Origin of the sequence: Sporosarcina sp. E16_3 (assembly GCF_017347125.1) — a bacterium.
Taxonomy (GTDB): Bacteria; Bacillota; Bacilli; order Bacillales_A; family Planococcaceae; genus Sporosarcina.
This window is the reverse complement of the sequence record NZ_JADPRX010000011.1, coordinates 17,769-38,192: the sequence shown is the minus strand read 5'-3', so window position 1 is coordinate 38,192 and position 20,424 is coordinate 17,769. Positions and strand designations below refer to the sequence as shown.

The 20,424-nt window shown below is 40.9% G+C and carries 17 protein-coding genes, 2 riboswitches and 1 other annotated feature; of the genes, 11 read left to right on the top strand and 6 right to left on the bottom strand.

From position 1 onward, the window contains the following. Positions 1-115: 115 nt before the first annotated feature. The 3 genes from I2483_RS08805 to I2483_RS08795 all read right to left on the bottom strand — a co-directional run bounded on the left by I2483_RS08805 (position 116) and on the right by I2483_RS08795 (position 4,366). Entirely contained in the window at positions 116-934 is an 819-nt protein-coding gene (locus I2483_RS08805; protein WP_207175384.1) for a MetQ/NlpA family ABC transporter substrate-binding protein, read from the bottom strand. A 37-nt stretch (positions 935-971) separates the two neighbouring features. Then, the gene (locus I2483_RS08800) at positions 972-2,072 is read right to left on the bottom strand and encodes an iron-containing alcohol dehydrogenase (RefSeq protein WP_207175454.1); all 1,101 of its coding nucleotides are present in this window, start codon (positions 2,070-2,072) and stop codon (positions 972-974) included. 101 nt (positions 2,073-2,173) lie between these two features. Next, positions 2,174-2,293: riboswitch (SAM riboswitch) on the bottom strand. 132 nt (positions 2,294-2,425) lie between these two features. Further along, the gene (locus I2483_RS08795; RefSeq protein ID WP_207175382.1) at positions 2,426-4,366 is read right to left on the bottom strand and encodes a GTP-binding protein; all 1,941 of its coding nucleotides are present in this window, start codon (positions 4,364-4,366) and stop codon (positions 2,426-2,428) included. 120 nt (positions 4,367-4,486) lie between these two features. Here I2483_RS08795 and I2483_RS08790 point away from each other — a divergent pair, with 120 nt between their 5' ends. Then, a complete protein-coding gene (locus I2483_RS08790; RefSeq protein ID WP_186671960.1) occupies positions 4,487-4,663 on the top strand; it encodes a hypothetical protein in 177 nt (58 codons plus the stop codon). Between the two features lie 63 nt (positions 4,664-4,726). Here I2483_RS08790 and I2483_RS08785 read toward each other — a convergent pair whose 3' ends face one another. After that, complete coding sequence (locus I2483_RS08785; protein WP_207175379.1) at positions 4,727-4,954, bottom strand: hypothetical protein; 228 nt, start codon at positions 4,952-4,954, stop codon at positions 4,727-4,729. A 265-nt stretch (positions 4,955-5,219) separates the two neighbouring features. Continuing rightward, a riboswitch (cobalamin riboswitch) is annotated at positions 5,220-5,411 on the bottom strand. Between the two features lie 231 nt (positions 5,412-5,642). On the opposite strand from I2483_RS08785, the gene I2483_RS08780 reads away from it, so the two are divergent. Both I2483_RS08780 and I2483_RS08775 read left to right on the top strand, forming a co-directional pair. After that, positions 5,643-6,533, top strand: a complete 891-nt coding sequence (locus I2483_RS08780; RefSeq protein WP_346267715.1) for a class I SAM-dependent methyltransferase — start codon at positions 5,643-5,645, stop codon at positions 6,531-6,533. 61 nt (positions 6,534-6,594) lie between these two features. Further along, positions 6,595-7,857 (top strand): MFS transporter, encoded by a 1,263-nt coding sequence (locus I2483_RS08775; RefSeq protein WP_207175376.1) that lies wholly within the window; start codon positions 6,595-6,597, stop codon positions 7,855-7,857. 108 nt (positions 7,858-7,965) lie between these two features. On the opposite strand, the gene I2483_RS08770 is transcribed toward I2483_RS08775, so the two are convergent. After that, positions 7,966-8,598, bottom strand: a complete 633-nt coding sequence (locus I2483_RS08770) for a CBS domain-containing protein (RefSeq protein WP_207175374.1) — start codon at positions 8,596-8,598, stop codon at positions 7,966-7,968. Positions 8,599-8,832: 234 nt separating this feature from the next. On the opposite strand from I2483_RS08770, the gene I2483_RS08765 reads away from it, so the two are divergent. From I2483_RS08765 to dacB, 7 genes are all read left to right on the top strand, one after another. Further along, on the top strand, positions 8,833-9,477 hold the full coding sequence (locus tag I2483_RS08765) for a LytTR family DNA-binding domain-containing protein (protein WP_207175372.1): 645 nt from the start codon (positions 8,833-8,835) through the stop codon (positions 9,475-9,477). Between the two features lie 125 nt (positions 9,478-9,602). Next, positions 9,603-11,120, top strand: coding sequence for an acetyl-CoA hydrolase/transferase family protein (locus I2483_RS08760; protein ID WP_207175370.1), 1,518 nt, complete (start codon positions 9,603-9,605; stop codon positions 11,118-11,120). A gap of 255 nt (positions 11,121-11,375) precedes the next feature. Beyond that, positions 11,376-11,993, top strand: coding sequence for an NAD(P)-dependent oxidoreductase (locus I2483_RS08755; RefSeq protein ID WP_207175369.1), 618 nt, complete (start codon positions 11,376-11,378; stop codon positions 11,991-11,993). 466 nt (positions 11,994-12,459) lie between these two features. After that, positions 12,460-13,029 carry a DUF4358 domain-containing protein gene (locus I2483_RS08750; RefSeq protein WP_207175367.1) on the top strand — a complete coding sequence of 190 codons (570 nt, stop codon included), beginning with the start codon at positions 12,460-12,462 and terminating at the stop codon, positions 13,027-13,029. Positions 13,030-13,085: 56 nt separating this feature from the next. Next, positions 13,086-14,495, top strand: coding sequence for an MBOAT family protein (locus I2483_RS08745; RefSeq protein WP_207175365.1), 1,410 nt, complete (start codon positions 13,086-13,088; stop codon positions 14,493-14,495). A gap of 11 nt (positions 14,496-14,506) precedes the next feature. Continuing rightward, positions 14,507-15,634, top strand: coding sequence for a DHHW family protein (locus I2483_RS08740; protein WP_207175363.1), 1,128 nt, complete (start codon positions 14,507-14,509; stop codon positions 15,632-15,634). A 283-nt stretch (positions 15,635-15,917) separates the two neighbouring features. Next, a complete protein-coding gene (dacB, locus tag I2483_RS08735) occupies positions 15,918-17,465 on the top strand; it encodes a D-alanyl-D-alanine carboxypeptidase/D-alanyl-D-alanine endopeptidase (RefSeq protein WP_207175360.1) in 1,548 nt (515 codons plus the stop codon). 227 nt (positions 17,466-17,692) lie between these two features. Here dacB and rluF read toward each other — a convergent pair whose 3' ends face one another. Continuing rightward, positions 17,693-18,397: a 23S rRNA pseudouridine(2604) synthase RluF gene (gene rluF, locus I2483_RS08730; protein ID WP_207175357.1), complete on the bottom strand. Its 705-nt coding sequence runs from the start codon at positions 18,395-18,397 to the stop codon at positions 17,693-17,695. Positions 18,398-18,723: 326 nt separating this feature from the next. Beyond that, positions 18,724-18,950: a binding site (T-box leader), on the top strand. A gap of 68 nt (positions 18,951-19,018) precedes the next feature. Here rluF and I2483_RS08725 point away from each other — a divergent pair. Beyond that, the gene (locus tag I2483_RS08725) at positions 19,019-20,392 is read left to right on the top strand and encodes an anthranilate synthase component I family protein (RefSeq protein ID WP_207175356.1); all 1,374 of its coding nucleotides are present in this window, start codon (positions 19,019-19,021) and stop codon (positions 20,390-20,392) included. The last annotated feature ends 32 nt before the right edge of the window (positions 20,393-20,424 follow it).

Sequence of the window (20,424 nt, the reverse complement as noted above, 5' to 3'; positions counted from 1 at the left end):
TCGCTCCTTTCGAGAAAGAGAGGCGCAAAGGCATTATAAAAAATGCAAGCGTCCTCTCCTTACTTTGTCGCTATTTACTTTGAAATAAAGAATCCGGTTTAGCTAGCAAAAATAGTTACCAGGAAGGAATAATGGCTCCATCAAATGTTTCCTCGATGAATTTCTTTACTTCTTCTGAACGATATAAATCTATAAACTGCTGAACAACTTCTTCATCCTTAGATTCAGTTCTTACGGCAATAAGGTTCGCGAATGGAGAATCCTTTGGCTCGATAAAAATCGAATCTTTTGTTGGAGAAAGACCGGATTCTATTGCGAAGTTAGTATTAATAGCTGCAGCATCAAGTTCATCTAGTTGGCGAGCAATTTGTGCGGAATCAAGTTCAATAAACGCATAATTATTCTTGTTTTCATCAATATCATTTACGGTTGCATTTAGACCAACACCGTCTTTAATTGTAATAAGACCGGCGCTTTCAAAAAGCATAAGTGCACGTCCACTGTTTGTTGGATCACTAGGTAATCCGATTTTAGCACCGTTTTTTAGTTCGCTGATAGCCTTTACTTTAGATGAGTAAACACCCATAGGGAAGGTAACTGTGTCTGCTACTTTTACAAGATCCAAATTACGGTCTTTTACCATATGATCAAAGAAAGGTTCAGTTTGAAAACTGTTTATATCAATTTCTTTTTCAGCTAAAGCTACGTTTGGCATTACATAATCAGTGAATACTTTTAGTTCAATAGTCAATCCATCTTTTTCTGCCAGTTCTTTTACTTTCTCAACAATCTGTTCGTGAGGACCTGCCGTTACGCCGACAACTAATTTACCATCGCTTAGTAAATCTAAACCTTCTGACTTATCCTTGCCGCCACAAGCTGCAAGGGCCCCTACTACTAAAACCAATAAACTAGCTAACAACCACTTTTTCATATCGATTCTCCTATCCATCTCTGTTTTTTGTTGGTGCTTATGAATAATGTAGCTTTTCAATTTTCTGCATTGCAGTTAGCAAGCCTTCTTCAGTAATTCTTTTATTCATAAAGTGAATAGACTCTTGTGGCAGCAAAGCCTTTTTACTAATTCTTTTTAGAAGAACATGATCTTCTGGATCAATTGCTAAGTTTGTTAAACTTATAGGCAATCCCCATTCAAGATAATAACCCATTAGTTTTAGTAGTTCATCTTCCTTTTCTTCTAAAGCCAATTGGACTAGTATCCCGTATGCAACGAGCTCCCCGTGTAGAAAGCTTTTTGCTTCCTTCGCTTCGGTAAGTCCGTTATGTATGGAGTGGGCGCCTGCTACTCGTCCCGCTTTCCCACCAAATCCTCCAACCATTCCGCCAGTCATGATGATAGCTTCAATAACGCCGACTAATTCATCGGAAACATTGCCTGTAGAAGCAGATTCTAGGGCAGCCTTACTATCTTTTAGTAGGACATCCCTACATATGGCTGCCGAGAATTGTGAAACTTTAAGCCAAACTGGAAATTCCTCATTTTTATAAAATGACTCGATTAACGCATCTGCCTCGTAAAATTTTGCCAAAGTATCTCCAATACCAGCTTTTAAATAGTGAATAGGGGATTTGGCAATGATCGAAGGTTCAATGAGCACAAGTGTATTAGCTAAAGGGAATTCTGTATAATGTGTAAAAGTTCCCTTGTCATCGTAAAACACACTAAGCGGAGTCCATGCTGCACAAGTGGAAGCAATGCTTGGGATTAAGATTGACTTAATTCCAGCTTTTACAGCTGAAGCCTTAGCGATATCTAAAGCTGTTCCACCGCCGATACCAATTACGGCATCTGCTGCGTTTAAAGATAATTGACTAGCAATATCTTCAACTGTATGTAAAGTACAATGTCCTTCTATAAATGTAAAATTAGCACTTGCTCTTTTTACAATCTCATCAGGCAAGTAGGGATGTACAGCGCTCCAAGCCTTTTTCCCGGCTACAATGTGGAACTTCTGAATGCCTAGTTCCGATAAAAGAATTTCTAGATCCATTAGTACCTTTTCGCCGATTCTGTAATGGCCAGGTGCTCCTTTAACGACTGACTGTGTAATATCACTCTCTCCCTTCTATGTTGTTTACGTATCAACCAAATGAGAATAAAAAAATCCTCTCATCAAAGAGAGGATTGAATACACTTACGCTGCAAGTGTTTCTCTCATTTTTCAAAGTACAAAAGTACCTTGCTGGATTTGGCACCTTTCGTGTTTAGAAATTAAACGCGAATGGTTGCCGGGCATCGTAGGGCCAGTCCCTCTGCCGCTCTTAATAAGAGGCTTTTTATTAAATTAAGAATACTAGTAATAGTATATTCATTTGAAAGGATTGTCAATCACATTCTATTAAAAATTGTCGAAAGATGCCGAAAGTAATATATTGTATGACTAAAACAACAAGTAGTCTTCCCTTATAAACAATGCATGGCCTTATAGGCTTCATTCCAGGGGACTGAATAGCCTTTTCCTTTGGCCAAGAAAATAGAAGTGGACGAGTATTCGGGGTCCGCTTCTTTGTTATAACCAATTTCCTCAATGACTTGCTCCTGGTTGTGACAGCGGTCATAGCCCCCAAATAACAAGCTAAGCGTCCCTTTGCCGTGTGTGAACGAAGCAAAGGTGGCGCTGTAATTCATAAAGGTAGCGACTGGAACACGCCCTTTTACAATTACTTTTTCACCAATCGTTTCTGGTGGCTCAAAGCTGCCGTGTGCTTGTTGAATGTCTGACAGCACTCGTCCCATATTATCCAAATCCACTTTTACTTTGAAATCGTAATAGGGTTCGAGCAACGTATTGGAGGCTTGTTCTAGACCTTGTCGTAATGCCCGGAAAGTGGCCTCTCTAAAGTCACCGCCAGACGTGTACTCGTTATGGCTTCGTCCCGTCAGTAACGTTACTTTGACATCTGTGAGGGCTGAGCCGGTTAATAAACCATGATGCTCGCGTTCGAATAAATGGCTGCGTACTACGTTTTGATGACCGATAAGTAAATCGTTTGCATGGCAAACGTTGTTAAACTGTATGCCACTACTTCTTTCAGCTGGTTCGATTAAAAGATGGACTTCCGCGTAATGCCTTAAGGGCTCAAAATGACCATAACCCGTTACGGTCGTTTCAATGGTTTCCTTATACAGTATTTTAGGTTCGCCGAAAGAAACTTGAATCGAAAAACGCTCGTTAACAATTTGTTGGAGTACTTCAAGCTGGATGACGCCCATAACATGGACATGAATTTCTTGAAAGTGTTCATCCCAGAAGACGCGCAAAGAAGGATCTTCCGCATCGAGCAGGTTAAAGCATCGAAGCACTTCTTTGACATGGATGGAAGCGTCGAAAATCACTTTCGACTTAAGGGTAGGAATCATGTCAAAGGCGGCCTTTTCTTTTAGTGCTCCAACACCGTCACCAATGGATGCTTGGGTTAATCCAGTAACGGCGAACAGTTCACCAGCCTGAACATGGTCGATTGCTTTGAACTTATTACCGTTATAGACGCGTATCTGTGTCACTTTCTCCTTATAATCACCATAGTTTACTTCGTCTCTGACACTTAGCGTACCGTTTAATGATTTAAGGAAAGTGACCCTGTTACCACTGTCATCATGGCGGATTTTATAGACCTGTGCAGCAAAATCACTGTCATCCTCGTAAGAAGTTGCTGTCAATACATCGAGTTTCTCGAAAAATGCCATGACACCGATATCCTTAAGTGCAGAACCACTGGATAGGGGGAAGACTTTATTGTCGCTAATCATTTCCTTTAATGTTGCAAGCCATAAGTCCTTGTCATAACCTGATTCCATATAGGTTTCCAGCAGTTCTTCATCACGTTCTGCGATAAATTCAATGAGTTCCTCTTGCATGATACCTTCATTGAATGAGGATGTAAGGTCACAGATATCTTCCGATAGATTGGTGCGAATTTCATGGAGTACGCTTTCAATGTCTGTTCCTTCACGATCTGTTTTATTGATAAAAAAGAACGTAGGCACTTGATGTTTACGGAGCAGCTGCCAGACGGTTTCTGTGTGACCTTCCACGCCGTCGCTTGCGCTAATTATAATAATGGCATAGTCCATCACTTGAATGGCGCGTTCCATCTCAGGAGAAAAGTCGACGTGCCCAGGTGTGTCGATAATGTAGTAGGTGGATCCGTTATAAGAAATGGATGCCTGGTCTGCAAAAACCGTAATTCCTCTTTCTTTCTCGATTGTATGGCTATCGAGAAAGGTGTCTTTATGGTCCACGCGGCCTCTTTGTTTAATACTTTTTGTGTGATAAAGCAGTTGTTCAGAAAAAGTTGTTTTTCCTGCATCTACGTGCGCAAGTATGCCAATTGTTTTATACATGTCGTCGCTCCAGTCCATTTCTTGCTACTATCTTTAGTATAGCAAATCTGAATTGGGCGAATGACACTAAATTGATGGTATACTGTATAGACAAACTTAGTGTGAAGGAGGAATCAGATTATGAAATATTCAAGAACGAAAATGGAGAAGCTTGTGAAGAACGATCCAGAGCTTTCAAAACGTCTGAAACAGATAATGGGCGAGCTTGACCTGGAGAAAAGTTTCGCGTTAAAAGCTTTGTATCATGCGGATGTAAAAGATGGTGGAAACCATCAAAGAAATTATCAGGAACTGTAAATACATTAAAAGCGTGGGAAGTCTATCATGACTGCCACGCTTTTTTTGATGTTTACTTTTAGATTAATCTTCTGATGAACCGATTACTTCGTGTTTGATTTCATCGAATGCTTTTTGGAGATTACGTGAATAAAGGCTTTTTTCCTCTTCATTTATAGTCGTTGTTTTTCCGATTTGTTCTTCATAATAGGACTGGGTTGAAGACAGTGATTGTGATTCGCTTATGATGAGGTTTGTCATTAAGACGTGTTTGAATGCGTCCAGATAATATTCTTTTGTTCCAAGTTTCATTGGCTAAAATCCCTTTCTTTTATGAAAATAAAAAAGCATCTTCCTAGTAAAACGTTAGGAAGATGCTAGTATGCGTAAATTTGTATGGTCGCTTGTTGCCGTAACGAATGGTTCGTAAACAGAAGAACACTATTGAGTGCATAGTGAAAGAAGAGGTATTGAGTCCTCTTATGGTTCTTTCTGATTACGTTCTTTCGTACGGCGGCTTTTACAAGTAATTGCTCGATCATAGCCGCACTTAACACCTCCTATCCGCGTAGGGTATTGGTGTGTACTGAAATAGGCAGGTCTCCTGGCTCATGATCTTCACGTTCTTTTCCCTTCCCATTCGTAACGAACAGTGGATTTGAAAAGAGCACTCCCATTTACAGTTGCGGGACAGCGTCGGTTTTCCACCGAACTTCCCTTTTAAGCTTTTATACGAATGTAAAAAAGAACCTAATTTCTACACGTTATTCAGTTGTTCTTTTACTATAGCATAGATATAGGTGCCGTGAATGAGTTTGTAAATCTTGCGGGAATCAATTAAAACGCTAAGAAAAGAAGGGTTCCAAGATTAAAAACAAAAAAAGTATAGACGAATAAATGGTATAGATAGTAAGAAGAGGAGAGAATTGGGTACCTGATGCTTGCGTAAAAAAGGGGAACTAGGAGACTTTGGCGAAAAGAACTTTAGAAAGACATTTGGGTGGAGGTCGTTCACCTAAGTGTTCACATAAAACGAGGTGCATATATGAAAGACCACGCGATTACAACTATTGTAGAGTGTATGGCGTCCAATGTTGATATGGGCATCATTCAGCAAATTCAAACGGAGCATCGTCTTAAGCTTGTTGAGTTTTGGGGAATCAAAGAAGGAGGTAATGTTTTAGAAATCGGTTGTGGTCAAGGCGATACGACGGCTGCGTTAGCGTATATCGTCGGAGAAAAAGGCTTTGTTCACGGGATAGATATTGCGTCTCCAGATTACGGTGCCCCGATAACAGTTGGTGATTCCGCCCGTTATTTAAAGCAGTCGAAGTTAGGAAAACAGCTTGAAATGGAGTTTAATGTTGACGTTTTAGCAGTGGAAATAGATTTTCCCGAAAATAGTTTTGACTATATTGTTTTCTCACATTGTTCCTGGTACTTAAAATCATTTGAGGAACTAGAGGGGATAGTAAAGAAGGTTAGAAAATGGGGCAAGACATTATGTTTTGCTGAGTGGGATTCAAGAATTCAAATGATTGAGCAATACCCACATTTTCTGGCTGTGCTTATTCAATCCCAGTATGAGTGTTTCAAAGAAAGTAGTCTTTCGAATGTGCGTACACTGTTTACGCCAGCGGATGTTAAACGTGCCGTAGAAAACGTGGGCTGGACAATTACAAATGAACAATCTATTCATTCGACCCAACTGCAAGATGCGAAATGGGAAATTGCTATGACGTTAGCTGATTACAAAGAGGAGATTAATAATCTTGTTGATTTGCCTGGAAAACTTAAGTCACTTATCCAATCTGAAGTGATGTTGTTGGAAGAAGCGCAAAAGAATCATGCGATTAAACCGTTGTCCACATACGTATTTATCGCAGAATAATTAGGTTTTAATTTTTCCTTATAATATACCGTACGTATGTAGTGAAAGGGGGAATGAGGGTGTGAAGAAGTACAGTAAAGAGGAGAACAGCTGGATTTTCTATGATTGGGCGAACTCTGCGTATTCGATTATTATTACGACAGCGGTATTCCCGCTTTACTACAAGGCGGTTGCGACGGATGCAGGCGTGAGTATGTCGAATTCGACTGCCTATCTGGGGTATACGGTTGCTATTGCGACATTCATACTGGCGATGATTGGACCTCTTTTAGGAACGATTGCCGACTATGAAGGATTAAAGAAGAAGTTCTTTCAATTCTTTTTCCTTATGGGGACAGCCGCGACGCTTTCATTGGCATTCGTGCCAAACGGGAACTGGTTATGGTTATTAATCATTTACACCATCACCGCCGTCGGTTTTCATGGGGCGAATATATTTTACGATGCATTCTTAGTGGATGTTACGCCGGAAGAGCGGATGAACAAGATATCTGCACGGGGCTTTGGACTTGGGTATATCGGGAGCACGATTCCGTTCATCATCAGCATTGCTATCATTTTGTTGGCTGATAGAGGAGTTATTCCGCTCACAACGTCTACTGCTAGTAGGATAGCCTTCGTAATTACAGCAATTTGGTGGTTCATGTTCACAATTCCGATGGTCAAAAATGTTCACCAGATCCATGGCATTAAGCGTGAACCAAATATGCTAGTAAGCAGTTTTAGACGTCTTGGCGGTACATTTAAAGAAATCCGTAAATACAGGACAGTGTTTTTATTTTTATTGGCTTATTTCTTTTATATAGACGGAGTTGGAACAATTATTTCAATGTCCACGGCTTACGGATCGGATTTAGGAATTAGTGCAACAAACCTTCTTATTATTTTGTTTGTCACACAGGTTGTGGCGGCACCTTTCGCGATTCTTTATGGTAAATTGGCGCAGAAGTTTACGGGGAAAAAGATGTTATACGTAGGAATTTGCGTCTATATCATTGTTTGTATTTATGCGTTTTTTATGAAAACAACGATGGACTTCTGGGTATTGGCGATGCTTGTTGCGACGTCGCAAGGCGGTATTCAAGCGCTAAGCCGTTCGTATTTTGCGAGGCTTGTACCAAAAGAAAAGTCGAATGAGTTTTTCGGCTTCTATAATATTTTTGGTAAATTTGCCTCGGTCATGGGACCTTTACTAGTAGGGGTGACTGCACAACTGACAGGAAGCTCCGCGTACGGGGTATTCAGCCTGGTTATTCTGTTCATTATCGGGATCATTATTCTCTCGCGGGTGCCTGAACCTGATGTGAAAACAACGATGACATGATAAAACCGAAAAGCGTTGCACACATTCTACAATGTGTGCAACGCTTTTCGGTTTATCCCACATTAACGGGCAGTAGAACCCCCACTGATTGAAGATTAACTTTATCTCTCAATCAGCTTTTTCGATTTTATCTACTTGCAGAATCCTGAAACCGCCTTTTTCAAGTTTTTCGGTTAGTTTTTCGATTTCTGCATCCGTCTTGCCGCTTTCAAGTGTAATGACTACTCTTCGAGCGAGAACGGAACCATTATCGAGCGTGAACATACCTTCAATGTTTTCACCGCGTAACGTTTTCGTCAGTTTTTCAATCATACCTTTAGCTTCAGTTGAAGAAATTGTAAGATTGATTCCCCCTGTTTTTAATCCGAAGGCATCTTCCAACACACTTTCAACTTTATTATGCGTTAATATCCCAACGAGTTTCCCGCTTTCTACAACGCTTAAAAAAGGTAGTGACTTGATTTCGATGAGTGCACTTAAAAAAGATGAACGTTCTGTTATGAATGTATCTTGATGCTTCAGCAAATGGTCGATTTTAGAATTCTCATCTCCATTGTCTTCGTACAGATATTCAATCAAATGAACTTTATAAATCATCCCTTTATAGAAGTCTTCATTGTCAACAACGGGAATACATCTATATCCACTCATTTTGATTTGATCCAGCACTTCTCTCACGGTTTGATTGGTATTTACTGTAGCAACATCAAGTCGCTCTAAAAGTAGGTCTCTAACATGCATGCTTTTTCCCCCTCATTATTTAGGTCACTATTATCACAATTTTTAGTCTATGATAGTATTTAGTATAATCAAGATGTAGGAAGTTGTACAATTAATTATACAACAAATCGCGTTAAACTCGATGTACATTGGCTTCAAAGGCGGTTATCATTTTTTTTGTATAAAGTCAGTATCTAGTATAATAGAATGTACAACATAGGATTAAATTGTGAAATGAGCAAAAGGGGTCAAAAAATGGAGAACTTAAGTCTCGGTGCACTATTGGATGTTATTGGTGAAGTATTTTCGGATGAAATTTCTATAGCTGTGTCAAATACAGAAGAGTACCTTTATTATCGTCCCAGCAAGCGGGTTGATTTAAAAATTAGACCGGGCGACCCCGTGAAGGAAGGGACTATTGCGCAGAAGGCAATTTCCCAGAAACAAAAAATGTCGGAGTTCATCAACCGTGATGTGTTCGGTGTCGCTTATCATGGGATGGCTGTTCCATTTTATGATGGTGATGTATTGGAGGGCTGTGTAACTGCAATTTATCCAGCATATACAGACGGAAAATCTGTCGTTACCGTTAAGACGCATGATGGATGGATTCCTGTCCCGTTCACGGGCGTAAAATATGTCGAAGTGAAAGATCGAAAAACGTATGTAGTGGCAGAAGGGTTTTCTGGGACTCATAAAAACACGTTACAGGAATTTGAATATTTGTTGCCGCGCGAGTCGTTTGTAAGATGCCATCGTTCTTATATTGTCAATGTTCATCACGTCAAGGGGATTTATCCTGATACGCACTCGACTTTTGTTTTGGAAATGGACAATGGAACAAGAATTCCAGTCAGCCAATCGTATTCAAGTTACTTTCGTAAACTCTTAGGTTTTTAATTATGCTGCTTCAACCGAGTATATGCGTGCTTTACCCATTAATTCCTTGTCCAGCACCTAATTTCTCATTCATGTAAGTGCTTAAGTTAAAATTAACTAAAAGTTATGAATTGGGGCGTTTAGGGATGGGAAGTCATATGGATCGGATTAAAAACGTTCAATTGAGAGACGTCGTTGTCTCACCAGAAGAGGCGGCGTCTTGGATTGAAGACGGTATGACACTAGGGTTAAGTGGATTTACACGTGCGGGTGACGCGAAGGCCGTTCCGCTAGCATTGGTGAAACGCGCGGAAACGGAAACGTTCAAAGTGAATGTATTTACGGGCGCATCGTTAGGGTCTGATATCGATCGCCTGTTTGCTGAAGCTAATATTATAAATAAAAGATTACCATTCCAAGCCGATCCGACAATGCGGAAAATGATTAATGACGGTGAACTTTTATTTGTGGATCACCATTTGTCGCATACAGCAGAACTTATTCGTGCGGAAGTCGTCGAGCCAATTGACTTCGCGATTTTGGAAGCGGTTTCAATCACGGAGGACGGAATGATGATTCCAACGACCTCTGTCGGCAACTCATTGACGTTCGCACAGCATGCAAAAGCAATCATTATTGAAATTAATATGGCGCAGTCTATGCAATTGGAAGGGCTGCATGATTTATACGATCCAGGCAAACAGGGTGAAAGGTCGCCAATCCAGTTAATGAAAGTAGATGACCGGATTGGCACGATTGGCATTCCAATTGACATGACAAAGGTGAAAGGAATCGTTTTCACGAATCAACTGGATTCTCCATCTACGATTGTAGCGCCGGATCAAGAAACGGAAATTATGGCAGAGCATTTATTAACGTTCCTTCGTACTGAGATTCAAGCGGGTCGGTTAACTAAAAATTTAGCACCGCTACAGTCAGGGATTGGATCGGTAGCGAATGCAGTTCTTCACGGAATGATCAATTCAGAGTTTAAGGATTTAGAAATATATTCTGAAGTACTACAGGACTCTGTGTTCGATTTGATCGATGCTGGAAAGGTTCGTTTTGCTTCTTGTGCTTCAATTACATTATCTGAAGAGAAGATGGATCACGTCTTTAATAACTTTGAAAAGTATCGAGATAAGCTTATCATGCGTCCGCAGGAGATTTCGAATCATCCGGAAATTATCCGTCGTCTCGGCCTGATATCCATCAATACCTCGCTTGAACTCGATATCTACGGCAACGTCAATTCGACGCATGTTTCTGGTACGAAAATGATGAACGGCATCGGTGGCTCAGGCGACTTTGCCCGCAATGCACGTCTTGCTATTTTCGTTACGAAGTCAGTGGCAAAAGGCGGCAATATTTCAAGTATCGTCCCGTTCGTTTCGCATGTTGACCATACAGAGCATGATGTTGACATCATTGTGACAGAGCAAGGCTATGCAGATTTACGCGGACTTGCTCCAAGGGAACGTGTTGAACTCATTATTGAACGTTGCGCACACCCGATGTACCGCGAGCAACTTCGTGCATATTACGAAGAGGCGCTTGAAAGAGGCGGGCAAACGCCACATGTTTTGGAAAAAGCATTCTCTTGGCATACGAATTTAGCGAAGAACGGCACGATGCGCGAGCATGTTGAAGAGTTGATTTATTAATGACTAGCAGGAAGGGTTGTCTCACAGGAGCAGCCCTTTTTTTATTGGGACGAAGTGATGGGCTGGTTATAAATCAAGGAGACCGATCACAAACGAGGGGCGACTAAAAAAGTTAATCTTCAATCAGAGGGGGGCTTTATCCCCCACTTATTTTTTTCGTGTCTTTAAGGACTTGAAGTGGGGGCCTTACTGCCTGTTAATGCAGGATAGAAAAGTGTTACAGTAAAAGAAGATGAAAGAATGGAGTTGGTTACAATGAAAATTGCACTGTTTGGAGCAACTGGCCGCGTGGGCGGGGAAGTCCTTAAACGAGCGCTAGCAGAAGGGCATGAAGTGACGGTGCTCGTCCGGTCAATAGAGAAGTTGGCACCACGTGGCAGGTTAACTGTTATCCAAGGGGATGTCCGTGATGCTGATACGGTTACGCTTGCCATTGCTGGGATGGATGTTGTGTTCAGTGCACTCGGTACTGACAAGACGACAACATTGACTGAAGCGGTTCCACATATGATAAAAGCAATGAAAGATGAAGGGATTAATCGCATAGTCACGATTGGAACCGCTGGCATCTTGCAAAGTAAGATTGATCCTCAAAAGTTACGTTATGAAGCAGGAGATACAAATCGCCGGCTGACTTTTGCGGCAGAGGAGCACCATAAAGTGTATGACATGCTTCGTCAATCAGGGCTTGATTGGACAATTGTATGTCCTACTTATTTGCCGGACGGTGTTGCAGTGGGTAACTATAGAACCGAGCGCAACTTGTTACCAGAGGACGGCAAACAAATAGCCGTTGGTGACACAGCTTCTTTTGCTTATGGTGAACTATTGCAAGGCGACAACATAGGATTTCGTGTTGGAATTTCCTATTAGTGCACAGAGTAGTGCTGTTGTTGGCAGTTTCATTGGTCCATCTAGCTGTAAATTTACAAGAACAAATTAAATTCCATAAAGCTCGCCTATTTGCTTTGGAAAGCATCATTCTTTTATGGAGTGATGCTTTTTATTTGGAAAAAAACGTTACTTAGCTGTTTGTAGGAACTTATTGAACTGTAAAATATAAGGCGAAATAATGGGTAAGCCCTTTACTATTGAAAACGCTAAATTTAAAATATCAGTCTTTTTTGTCGTCCTTGAACTACTGGCCAGAGCAGTGACAATGTTTCATGTGGAACAATTCTTTGTTAACTCCATAGTAATGGGCGGAATTCTCTTCTAATTGAACTTTTAACTTTATAATTAAGTTCCTAAAAATGGATGTAACGAAACGGGAGATCATCCGTCAACTTAGTTAGCAGCCAAAGTAACGGCTAGTTGAAAAGTTTGGGAGGAATTCTTTATGAAAAAAGTGCTTGGAATTTTTATATGTGCAATGGCTATCTTTACAATGGTGGGCTGTTCAGGATCGAATGACGGTAAAAAGGATGAAGTGGCTACGGCTGAAATTTCCGTTAAAGACATAATGGACAGTATTAAGGGACAAGTTGTACAAGATATAAAAGATGCTGGATTCGACGAGGGACAGTCTGATGAGACAATTCTTCAAAGTTATATGGAGACGAATTTAGTAAATGCTAAAACCGACGATCCTATGACGCAAATGTTTTTGGAGAGAACAGATCTTGATACAGAGTTACTAGCAGAAGGTTTGATGTTCGGCGCTATGTTTAATACCAATTCGGATGAAATAATTGTCTTGAAAGCGAAGAATGAGAAGGACACAGAATCATTGAAAGCTTTCTTACAAAAAGAATTAGATGCACAAATACAAACATGGGAAAGGTATCTTCCTGATCAATATGAAAAAGTGAAAAACAATGTATTAAAAACGAAGGGGAATTATGTTCTATATGCTACGTATGAAAATGTAGATGCAATAGAAAAGATTTTTGATGAAAAAATAAAGTGATTTAAAGGGCGCTGAATAAGCGCCTTTCTACATAGTAAAAATGAAGGGGTGATCGCGTGGTATTCAGTAGCTTATTATTTCTGTTTTTCTTTTTACCAACTGCGTTACTTCTTTATTTTTGCGGTTCAAGACAGATGAAAAATGGCATACTCCTTATCGTTAGTCTCATTTTTTATGCGTGGGGAGAACCTATTTATATATTTCTAATGATCTTTTCGGCTATTACAGATTATTTTCATGGGTTATTTATTCAAAAGTACAGGTTAACTGCGCCGCTAAAAGCGAAAATTGGGTTGCTTTCATCTATTATTACTAATTTAAGTTTGTTGTCTTTTTTCAAGTATGCAGATTTCCTTATTGAAAACGTCAATAATCTATTTGACATGAATATAAATGCATTGGACCTCCCGTTACCGATTGGCTTATCATTTTACACATTTCAAACGATGTCGTATGCAATTGATGTGTATCGTGGACACGTGAAAGCACAACGAAATCCGCTGACGCTTGCGCTATATGTTTGTTTATTTCCACAGCTCATTGCGGGACCCATCGTACGATACGAAATTATTGAACATGAACTAAAAAACAGGCGTGTCACACTCAACCAATTCTCAGAAGGTGTGAAAATCTTTCTTATCGGCCTTGGTAAGAAGGTGTTGCTTGCCAATAACATCGGATTTTTATGGAGTGAAATTCAGCAACAAAGTCCTGCCGAATTATCTGTTCTGTCGGCATGGATGGGGATTGCGGCGTTCGGGTTACAACTCTATTTCGATTTTAGCGGATATTCCGACATGGCAATTGGACTTGGGAAAATGTTTGGCTTTAATTTTCCGCAAAACTTCAATTATCCGTTTGTTTCCCGCAATGTTTCGGAGTTTTGGCGAAGATGGCATATGACACTAGGCGCTTGGTTCCGAGACTATGTGTATATCCCACTAGGCGGGAGTAGAAAGGGTAAATACAGGCTCTATCTCAACTTATTCATCGTTTGGGGTCTGACGGGATTATGGCATGGTGCTGCTTGGAACTTCGTGGCTTGGGGACTTTACTTCGGTGTATTGATTGCAATTGAAAAAGCAGGGTTACTAGTGTTTCTTGAAAAAATGCATCCGATTTTTCAACATATCTATGCGTTTGTAATTGTCATGATTAGTTGGGTACTATTCGTTTTTGAAGACCTTTCTATGAGCTTGACCTACTTGAAAATCATGTTTGGATTTTCAGGGCAAGTATTGGTGAACGAACGGTTTATGTACGATGCGTATACAAATGCTATCCTCTTTTTGTTAGCATTTCTTGGTTCGGTTCCAATTTGGAAAGTATTGAGGAATAAAATGACACGGAGGCACAAAGTGATTGACGAAATTTTAATTCCTGTATGTTGTTTACTTATTCTTGTCTTGTCGACCGCTTACTTAGCCGATGATTCATATAACCCATTTCTTTATTTTCGCTTCTAGGAGGTCACACATTGTCTATTCATAAAAAGTTTTTTGTAGGTGCATTTTTGTTATTCATTTATGGGATAGGGTTGTTCAATGTGTTGGCTAGCGATCGTGCTTTTTCTGAAAGGGAAAACCGTCCTTTAGCTCAAATGCCTGAATGGACACTGTCTAATTTTTATTCTGGAAAGTTAACGGCGCGTTTTGATACTTATATGTCTGATCAGTTTGTGTGGAAAGATGGTTGGGTGAAGCTGAAGGCAATGTCAGAATGGGCTTCATTGAAACAAGAAAATAACGGAGTGTTCTTCGGAAAAGATGGATTCCTTATTGAACCATTTGAAAAACCCGGCGTTCAGTTTGATAAAAACATGGAATATATGAAAAGGTTTGCGGCAAATGCAAACGGTATTCAGTCGTATGTATTACTTGCCCCAACTTCGATTGCACTTTATGAGGATAAACTGCCCCTTTTCGCTCAAACATCCAGCGAAAGAGATGCGTTTGAAACTGCGAAAGAAGTATTGGCTTCTGAAATGGAAGTAATTGATGTATATGATGCGCTCAAATCGCAAAGTAATGAACACATCTATTTTAAAACAGATCACCATTGGACGATGCGGGGTGCATATCTAGCTTACAAAGAGTCAGCGGAAATATTGGGAATAAAACCGTATAAAGAAGATGACTTTAATATTGAAACGGTAGCGGAAAACTTTTATGGAACACTTCATTCTAAAACGAATACGATTGGTGTTGAACCGGACAAGATTGACGTTTATTTACCTAAGTTTGAGACATCTCATACAGTGACCTATGAAGATGGGCGAAAATCTGAGTCATTATATGAATGGGATTATCTTAATAAGAAGGACAAGTATTCGTTGTTTTTGGATGGCAATCATGCGCTTGTGAAAATTGAAACAGGAGTCAGAAATGGCCGTAAGCTGGCGGTTGTCAAAGATTCCTATGCGCATGCATTTATCCCCTTTTTAACGAACCACTTTGAGGAAATACATGTACTAGATCTAAGGTATTATCATTCCGACGTCCTCATGTATTTGAATGAACAAAACATCTCTGAAGTATTGTTTTTATACAACGTTGCTAATTTTGCAAAGGACCCAAATGTAATTTGGCTTTCACAAAGTAAATGAAAGGAGTTACTTTACTCACTATGAGTGAAGAAACTCCTTTTTGATATACGTGAACTCAATGATCAAAGTTCATTATCTTCATTATCGTAAAAAGAGTACGAATATATTTTGGCTGGCGGCGGTAAGATAGTAGTGATGTTTGCAAATGGATTACCAAAAATACGGTTGCGCCATTTAATATCGCAAGCCTGAAGGACAAGTCTATATAACAGGTGAACACTACCGTAATTGCGAAAAAGAGTAGAAACGATTGTGAAATAAACGGCGGGGAGGAGATAGTGGGTTGAAAAAGAGGCGTCTTAAAAAGTTACTAATTGCGCTTACAGTGATAATAACAATCGTGATCCTGTCGATTGGAATGAAACAAAAAGATAGCAACGAGGTCACGCCGGACGAGGTCATAGTGCCTGTCACTAAGATTGATGAACCTGAAACACGTCTTATTGACTCTAATTCACTGCCTGAAATCGACAAAGTCTTGAATGATCCAAGGCTAAAAGGTGCGACGACTGGAATTAGCATTCGGAACGCATCGACCGGTGAAATGGTTTATTCCAACCTTGGCGATACGCGGGTTCACCCTGCATCCGTAATGAAAATGCTCACAGGCGCAGCAGCACTTGAAACACTAGGAGAAGACTATACATTCAAAACAGAAATGTTCATGGATGGGCGGATTGAAAACGGCGTGCTTCATGGCAATCTCTATTTAAGAGGCAGAGGCGATCCGACGCTGACAAAAAATGATTTACAAGCATTTGCCTCCGAATTAAAAGGGATGGGAGTCAAATTTGTCGCTGGAAATATATACGGCGATGACACTTGGTATGACAACATTAGGCTTTCTCAAGACTTGAATTGGTCTGATGAACTTTACTATACTGGTTCCCAAATATCGGCACTAACCCTGTCTCCGAATGATGACTATGATGCGGGAACGGTGATTGTCGAGGTGACTCCAGCTACTAAATCAGGACAAGCAGGGAAAGTTGAAATGGCGCCAGCAAATACGTTTATGACAATCGTCAACAAGACGCAAACTGTTTCTAATAAAGGTAAGAAAAGTATTGCTGCTGAACGACAGCACGGTTCGAATACCATTATTGTTACCGGGACGATACCAACTGGCGCAAAAAAGACACGCACGTGGGTCTCTGTTTGGGAACCTACGAACTACACGGCAAGTATATTTAAGAAAGCCGTTGAACAACAAGGCGTTGCATTTTCTACAACACCGAAAGTTGGAAGCAAAAAAGTTCCTAAAGGAGCCACTTTAGTAACATCAAAACAATCGATGCCGTTAAAAGAGCTATTCATCCCCTTTATGAAACTAAGCAATAACGGACATGCTGAAGTGCTTGTCAAAGAGATGGGGCGTGCGATTGGCGGCGAAGGCAGCTGGGATAAAGGACTGGCCGTCATGGAAAGTGCGCTTGCAGATATGGAAATGGATACAAAAAATATGTTACTTCGAGACGGATCTGGTATGTCGCATAAAAACCTCGTCACAGCGAATGAAGTGACAAAATTGCTTTACGTAGCACAAACAAAGTCTTGGTATCCTACATTTCTTAATGCGCTTCCCGTAGCAGGGAATGAAGATCGATTAATTGGGGGTACATTGCGCTATCGCATGAAAGGAACTGCGGCAGCGGGTAATGTCCAAGCAAAGACAGGAGCATTGAACGGGGTTACTGCGTTGTCGGGATATGTCACAACGAAAGATGGCGAGTTGCTAATATTTTCTATCATGGTTAACAATTACTTAAGCGACAAAACTGTTGAAGTACTGGACACAATTGCTATCACGTTAGCAAATTATCAAAAATAAAAGCTGTTCCCTACCGTGAAGTCCGGGTAAGGAACAGCTTTTTTACTTGTCTAGGAAATTATAAAATCTCGTACTACGGATTAGTTGTAACTTAGAGATTTTACGTTTAGACTCCAGCTCCTAGCCCCTTGAGTCGCTTCTGTCCTGTATGAAAAGGCAAGGGACGCCTTTTCATACAGGCCTTTCAGCGCTTGTCGGGGCTGAACAGTCGCTTTCGCTTTTGTTCATTAACGTTTCGGCTCATAATTCAGCATCTTGAACATTTCCGACAGTTCTTCTTCAGTTAAGTCACGCCATTGTCCGTTAGGCAAATTACCGAGATGGATGTTCATAATGCGCGTCCGCTGCAACTTACGAACGTTGTAACCAAGCGCGGAACACATGCGACGAATTTGGCGGTTCAATCCCTGCGTCAATGTCATGTTGAATGTACGTGGTCCAATTTGTTTTACTTTGCATGGTTTCGTCACCGTATCTAAAATCGGTACGCCGGACTCCATTTGTCTGATAAATTCCTTCGTGATTGGTTGATCGACAGTGACGATATATTCTTTTTCGTGGCCATTTTCTTCACGCAAGATTTCATTGACGATATCGCCGTCATTTGTCAGAAGAAGAAGCCCATCTGAATCTTTGTCGAGCCGGCCGATATGGAAAACACGTAGAGGATGGTTTACGAAGTCGACGACATTTCCTTTAATATGGCGTTCTGTCGTGCTTGTAATACCAACGGGTTTGTTGAGCATAAGATAGACGAGTTGCTCTTCTGTCTTCACTAATTTTCCGTCAGCATGGACTTCGTCTCCATCTTTAACTTTACTGCCGAGTTCGGCAAGTTGCCCGTTAATTGTAATGCGTCCATCTTCTATCCATTTATCCGCACCGCGCCGGGAAACAATCCCCGCTTCACTTAAATATTTATTGATTCTCATGTATGTCATCCTATCTAAGAAAGTTCTTTCTTCTATTGTAGCGCGTCTGTGGAAAATGTTCAAAAACATGGAGTTGACATTAGAACGATGGAGTTGGTATTAGAAGTGCGAAGATGACATTAAAAACGTCGAGTCGCAATTAAAACCCGAAAATTGCAATCAAGCAAAAGAAGACGGCCTCCATTTCAAGTCTGGTATGAATGAAACAGAAAAGATTGACAACTAGCTTACCTTGTAATACGATGGGAATAACATTTTTTAAGAGACGGGCAGAAGATACCGAGAGCGGTGTCGCCCACGACAGACGAGTTGAGAAGAGCATAGCTGAGAAATTGATGAATAAGAATAGTAGCACAGGAGCGCGATTGTAGAGAGTCAGTGGGTGGTGAAAACTGATTCGCGACCGGTGTGAATGGACTTATGAGAGTCTACTTGAATCGTTTTTCAAGTAGGACGTGAGATCCCACGTTACGGGATGTGTCCTATGGGCACGCTAAGTGGAAGCAGCAATGCTTCAATTAGAGGTGGCAACGCGGAAAATTCCGTCCTCTGCAATTGGACTTTTATGTCCTTTTGCAGGGGACTTTTTTTATACCCAAAAAAGAGGAGAGCTGAGCATAGATGAGTAAAGAACAGACGAGTTTACGGACGACAATGAAGAAGTTAAATGGAGATTCATTAACGCCAATATTGATTTTCAGAAAAATGCAGGGAAAAAGAAAGTTTTTACTAGAAAGTTCTTCGAAGCGCGAGGGATCTGGGCGCTACTCTTTCCTTGGGATGGATCCATTGAAATCGTACAGCGGACGCGATGGAAAGCTTGAAGAACATGTTTATGCCACGGGCAAGAAATATGTACATGAGGGCAATTTGTTTGTGCTGTTGAAACGATTGATGCCACGAATTACGGATGATATCGATTTTCCATTCACGGGTGGAGCAGTCGGCTACGTGGGATATGGGGCAGGTTCTGACAGTGTGACGCGTTGCCATGACGATATGGGATTCCCGGATGTTAATTTCAATATTTACGAAACCATTATTGTTTTTGACCATGTGTTGAATGAAGTGACGTTGCTGCATACGGAAATTAATCCGGAACAAAGTGCTCCTGACTTGGATGCACTAGCGGAAAGTATGTTATCGGGACCGGAAAAAGAAGAGGCAGCCTTTGCACTTTCGGATTATAGCAGTTCTGTCACACAACAACAATTTGAAGAGTTGGTACGCGTTGCAAAAGGGTATATCGAGCAAGGGGAAGTTGAGCAAGTCGTACTGTCTAGACGTTTGGTGGCGGACTTTAACGGCGATCCATTTTCATTATACCGAAAGCTAAGAAAGCGTAATCCTTCACCTTATATGTATTATATGGAATTCGATGATCACGTCGTTTTAGGGACGTCTCCAGAAAGTATCGTAAGTGTATCGAATGGCAAAGTAATGACGAACCCAATTGCAGGAACACGCAGACGTGGTGTAGATAAAGCAGAAGATCTGGCACTTGAAAAAGAGTTGCTGGCGGACCCAAAAGAACTTGCGGAACACGATATGTTAGTTGAGCTTGGACGGAATGATCTGCAGAAAGTATGCCTTCCAGGTTCGGTGCATGTCACAAGTTATATGGAGGTCGTCCGTTACCAGCATGTGATGCATATTGTATCGGAAGCAGAGGGAACATTGTCGCCAGTACTACATTCATTGGACGCGTTAACGGCATGCCTTCCAGCGGGTACGGTAACAGGTACACCGAAAAAACGTGCAATGGAATTGATTGATGAATTGGAGAAAATGGACCGAGGTATTTACGGCGGGGCAATTGGTTATATCGGTTTCAACGGCAATATGGATTTTGCGTTGACAATTCGCACGATGGTTGTGAAAGGCGGTAAAGCGTATGTGCAGGCAGGAGCAGGAATTGTGCAAGCGTCAGATCCAACAGCGGAATTTATGGAAACAGCCAATAAAGCCAAGTCCTTATTGGAAGTCGTGAACTAAATGGATAATGAATTGATTGTGAGAAAGAGCCT

Coding starts and splice junctions, on each gene's coding strand:
- I2483_RS08805 (WP_207175384.1), bottom strand. CDS start 934: ATGAAAAAGTGGTTGTTAGCTAGTTTATTGGTTTTAGTAGTAGGGGCC.
- I2483_RS08795 (WP_207175382.1), bottom strand. CDS start 4,366: ATGTATAAAACAATTGGCATACTTGCGCACGTAGATGCAGGAAAAACA.
- I2483_RS08790 (WP_186671960.1), top strand. CDS start 4,487: ATGAAATATTCAAGAACGAAAATGGAGAAGCTTGTGAAGAACGATCCA.
- I2483_RS08785 (WP_207175379.1), bottom strand. CDS start 4,954: ATGAAACTTGGAACAAAAGAATATTATCTGGACGCATTCAAACACGTC.
- I2483_RS08770 (WP_207175374.1), bottom strand. CDS start 8,598: ATGCATGTTAGAGACCTACTTTTAGAGCGACTTGATGTTGCTACAGTA.
- I2483_RS08765 (WP_207175372.1), top strand. CDS start 8,833: ATGGAGAACTTAAGTCTCGGTGCACTATTGGATGTTATTGGTGAAGTA.
- I2483_RS08760 (WP_207175370.1), top strand. CDS start 9,603: ATGGGAAGTCATATGGATCGGATTAAAAACGTTCAATTGAGAGACGTC.
- I2483_RS08755 (WP_207175369.1), top strand. CDS start 11,376: ATGAAAATTGCACTGTTTGGAGCAACTGGCCGCGTGGGCGGGGAAGTC.
- I2483_RS08750 (WP_207175367.1), top strand. CDS start 12,460: ATGAAAAAAGTGCTTGGAATTTTTATATGTGCAATGGCTATCTTTACA.
- rluF (WP_207175357.1), bottom strand. CDS start 18,397: ATGAGAATCAATAAATATTTAAGTGAAGCGGGGATTGTTTCCCGGCGC.
- I2483_RS08725 (WP_207175356.1), top strand. CDS start 19,019: ATGAGTAAAGAACAGACGAGTTTACGGACGACAATGAAGAAGTTAAAT.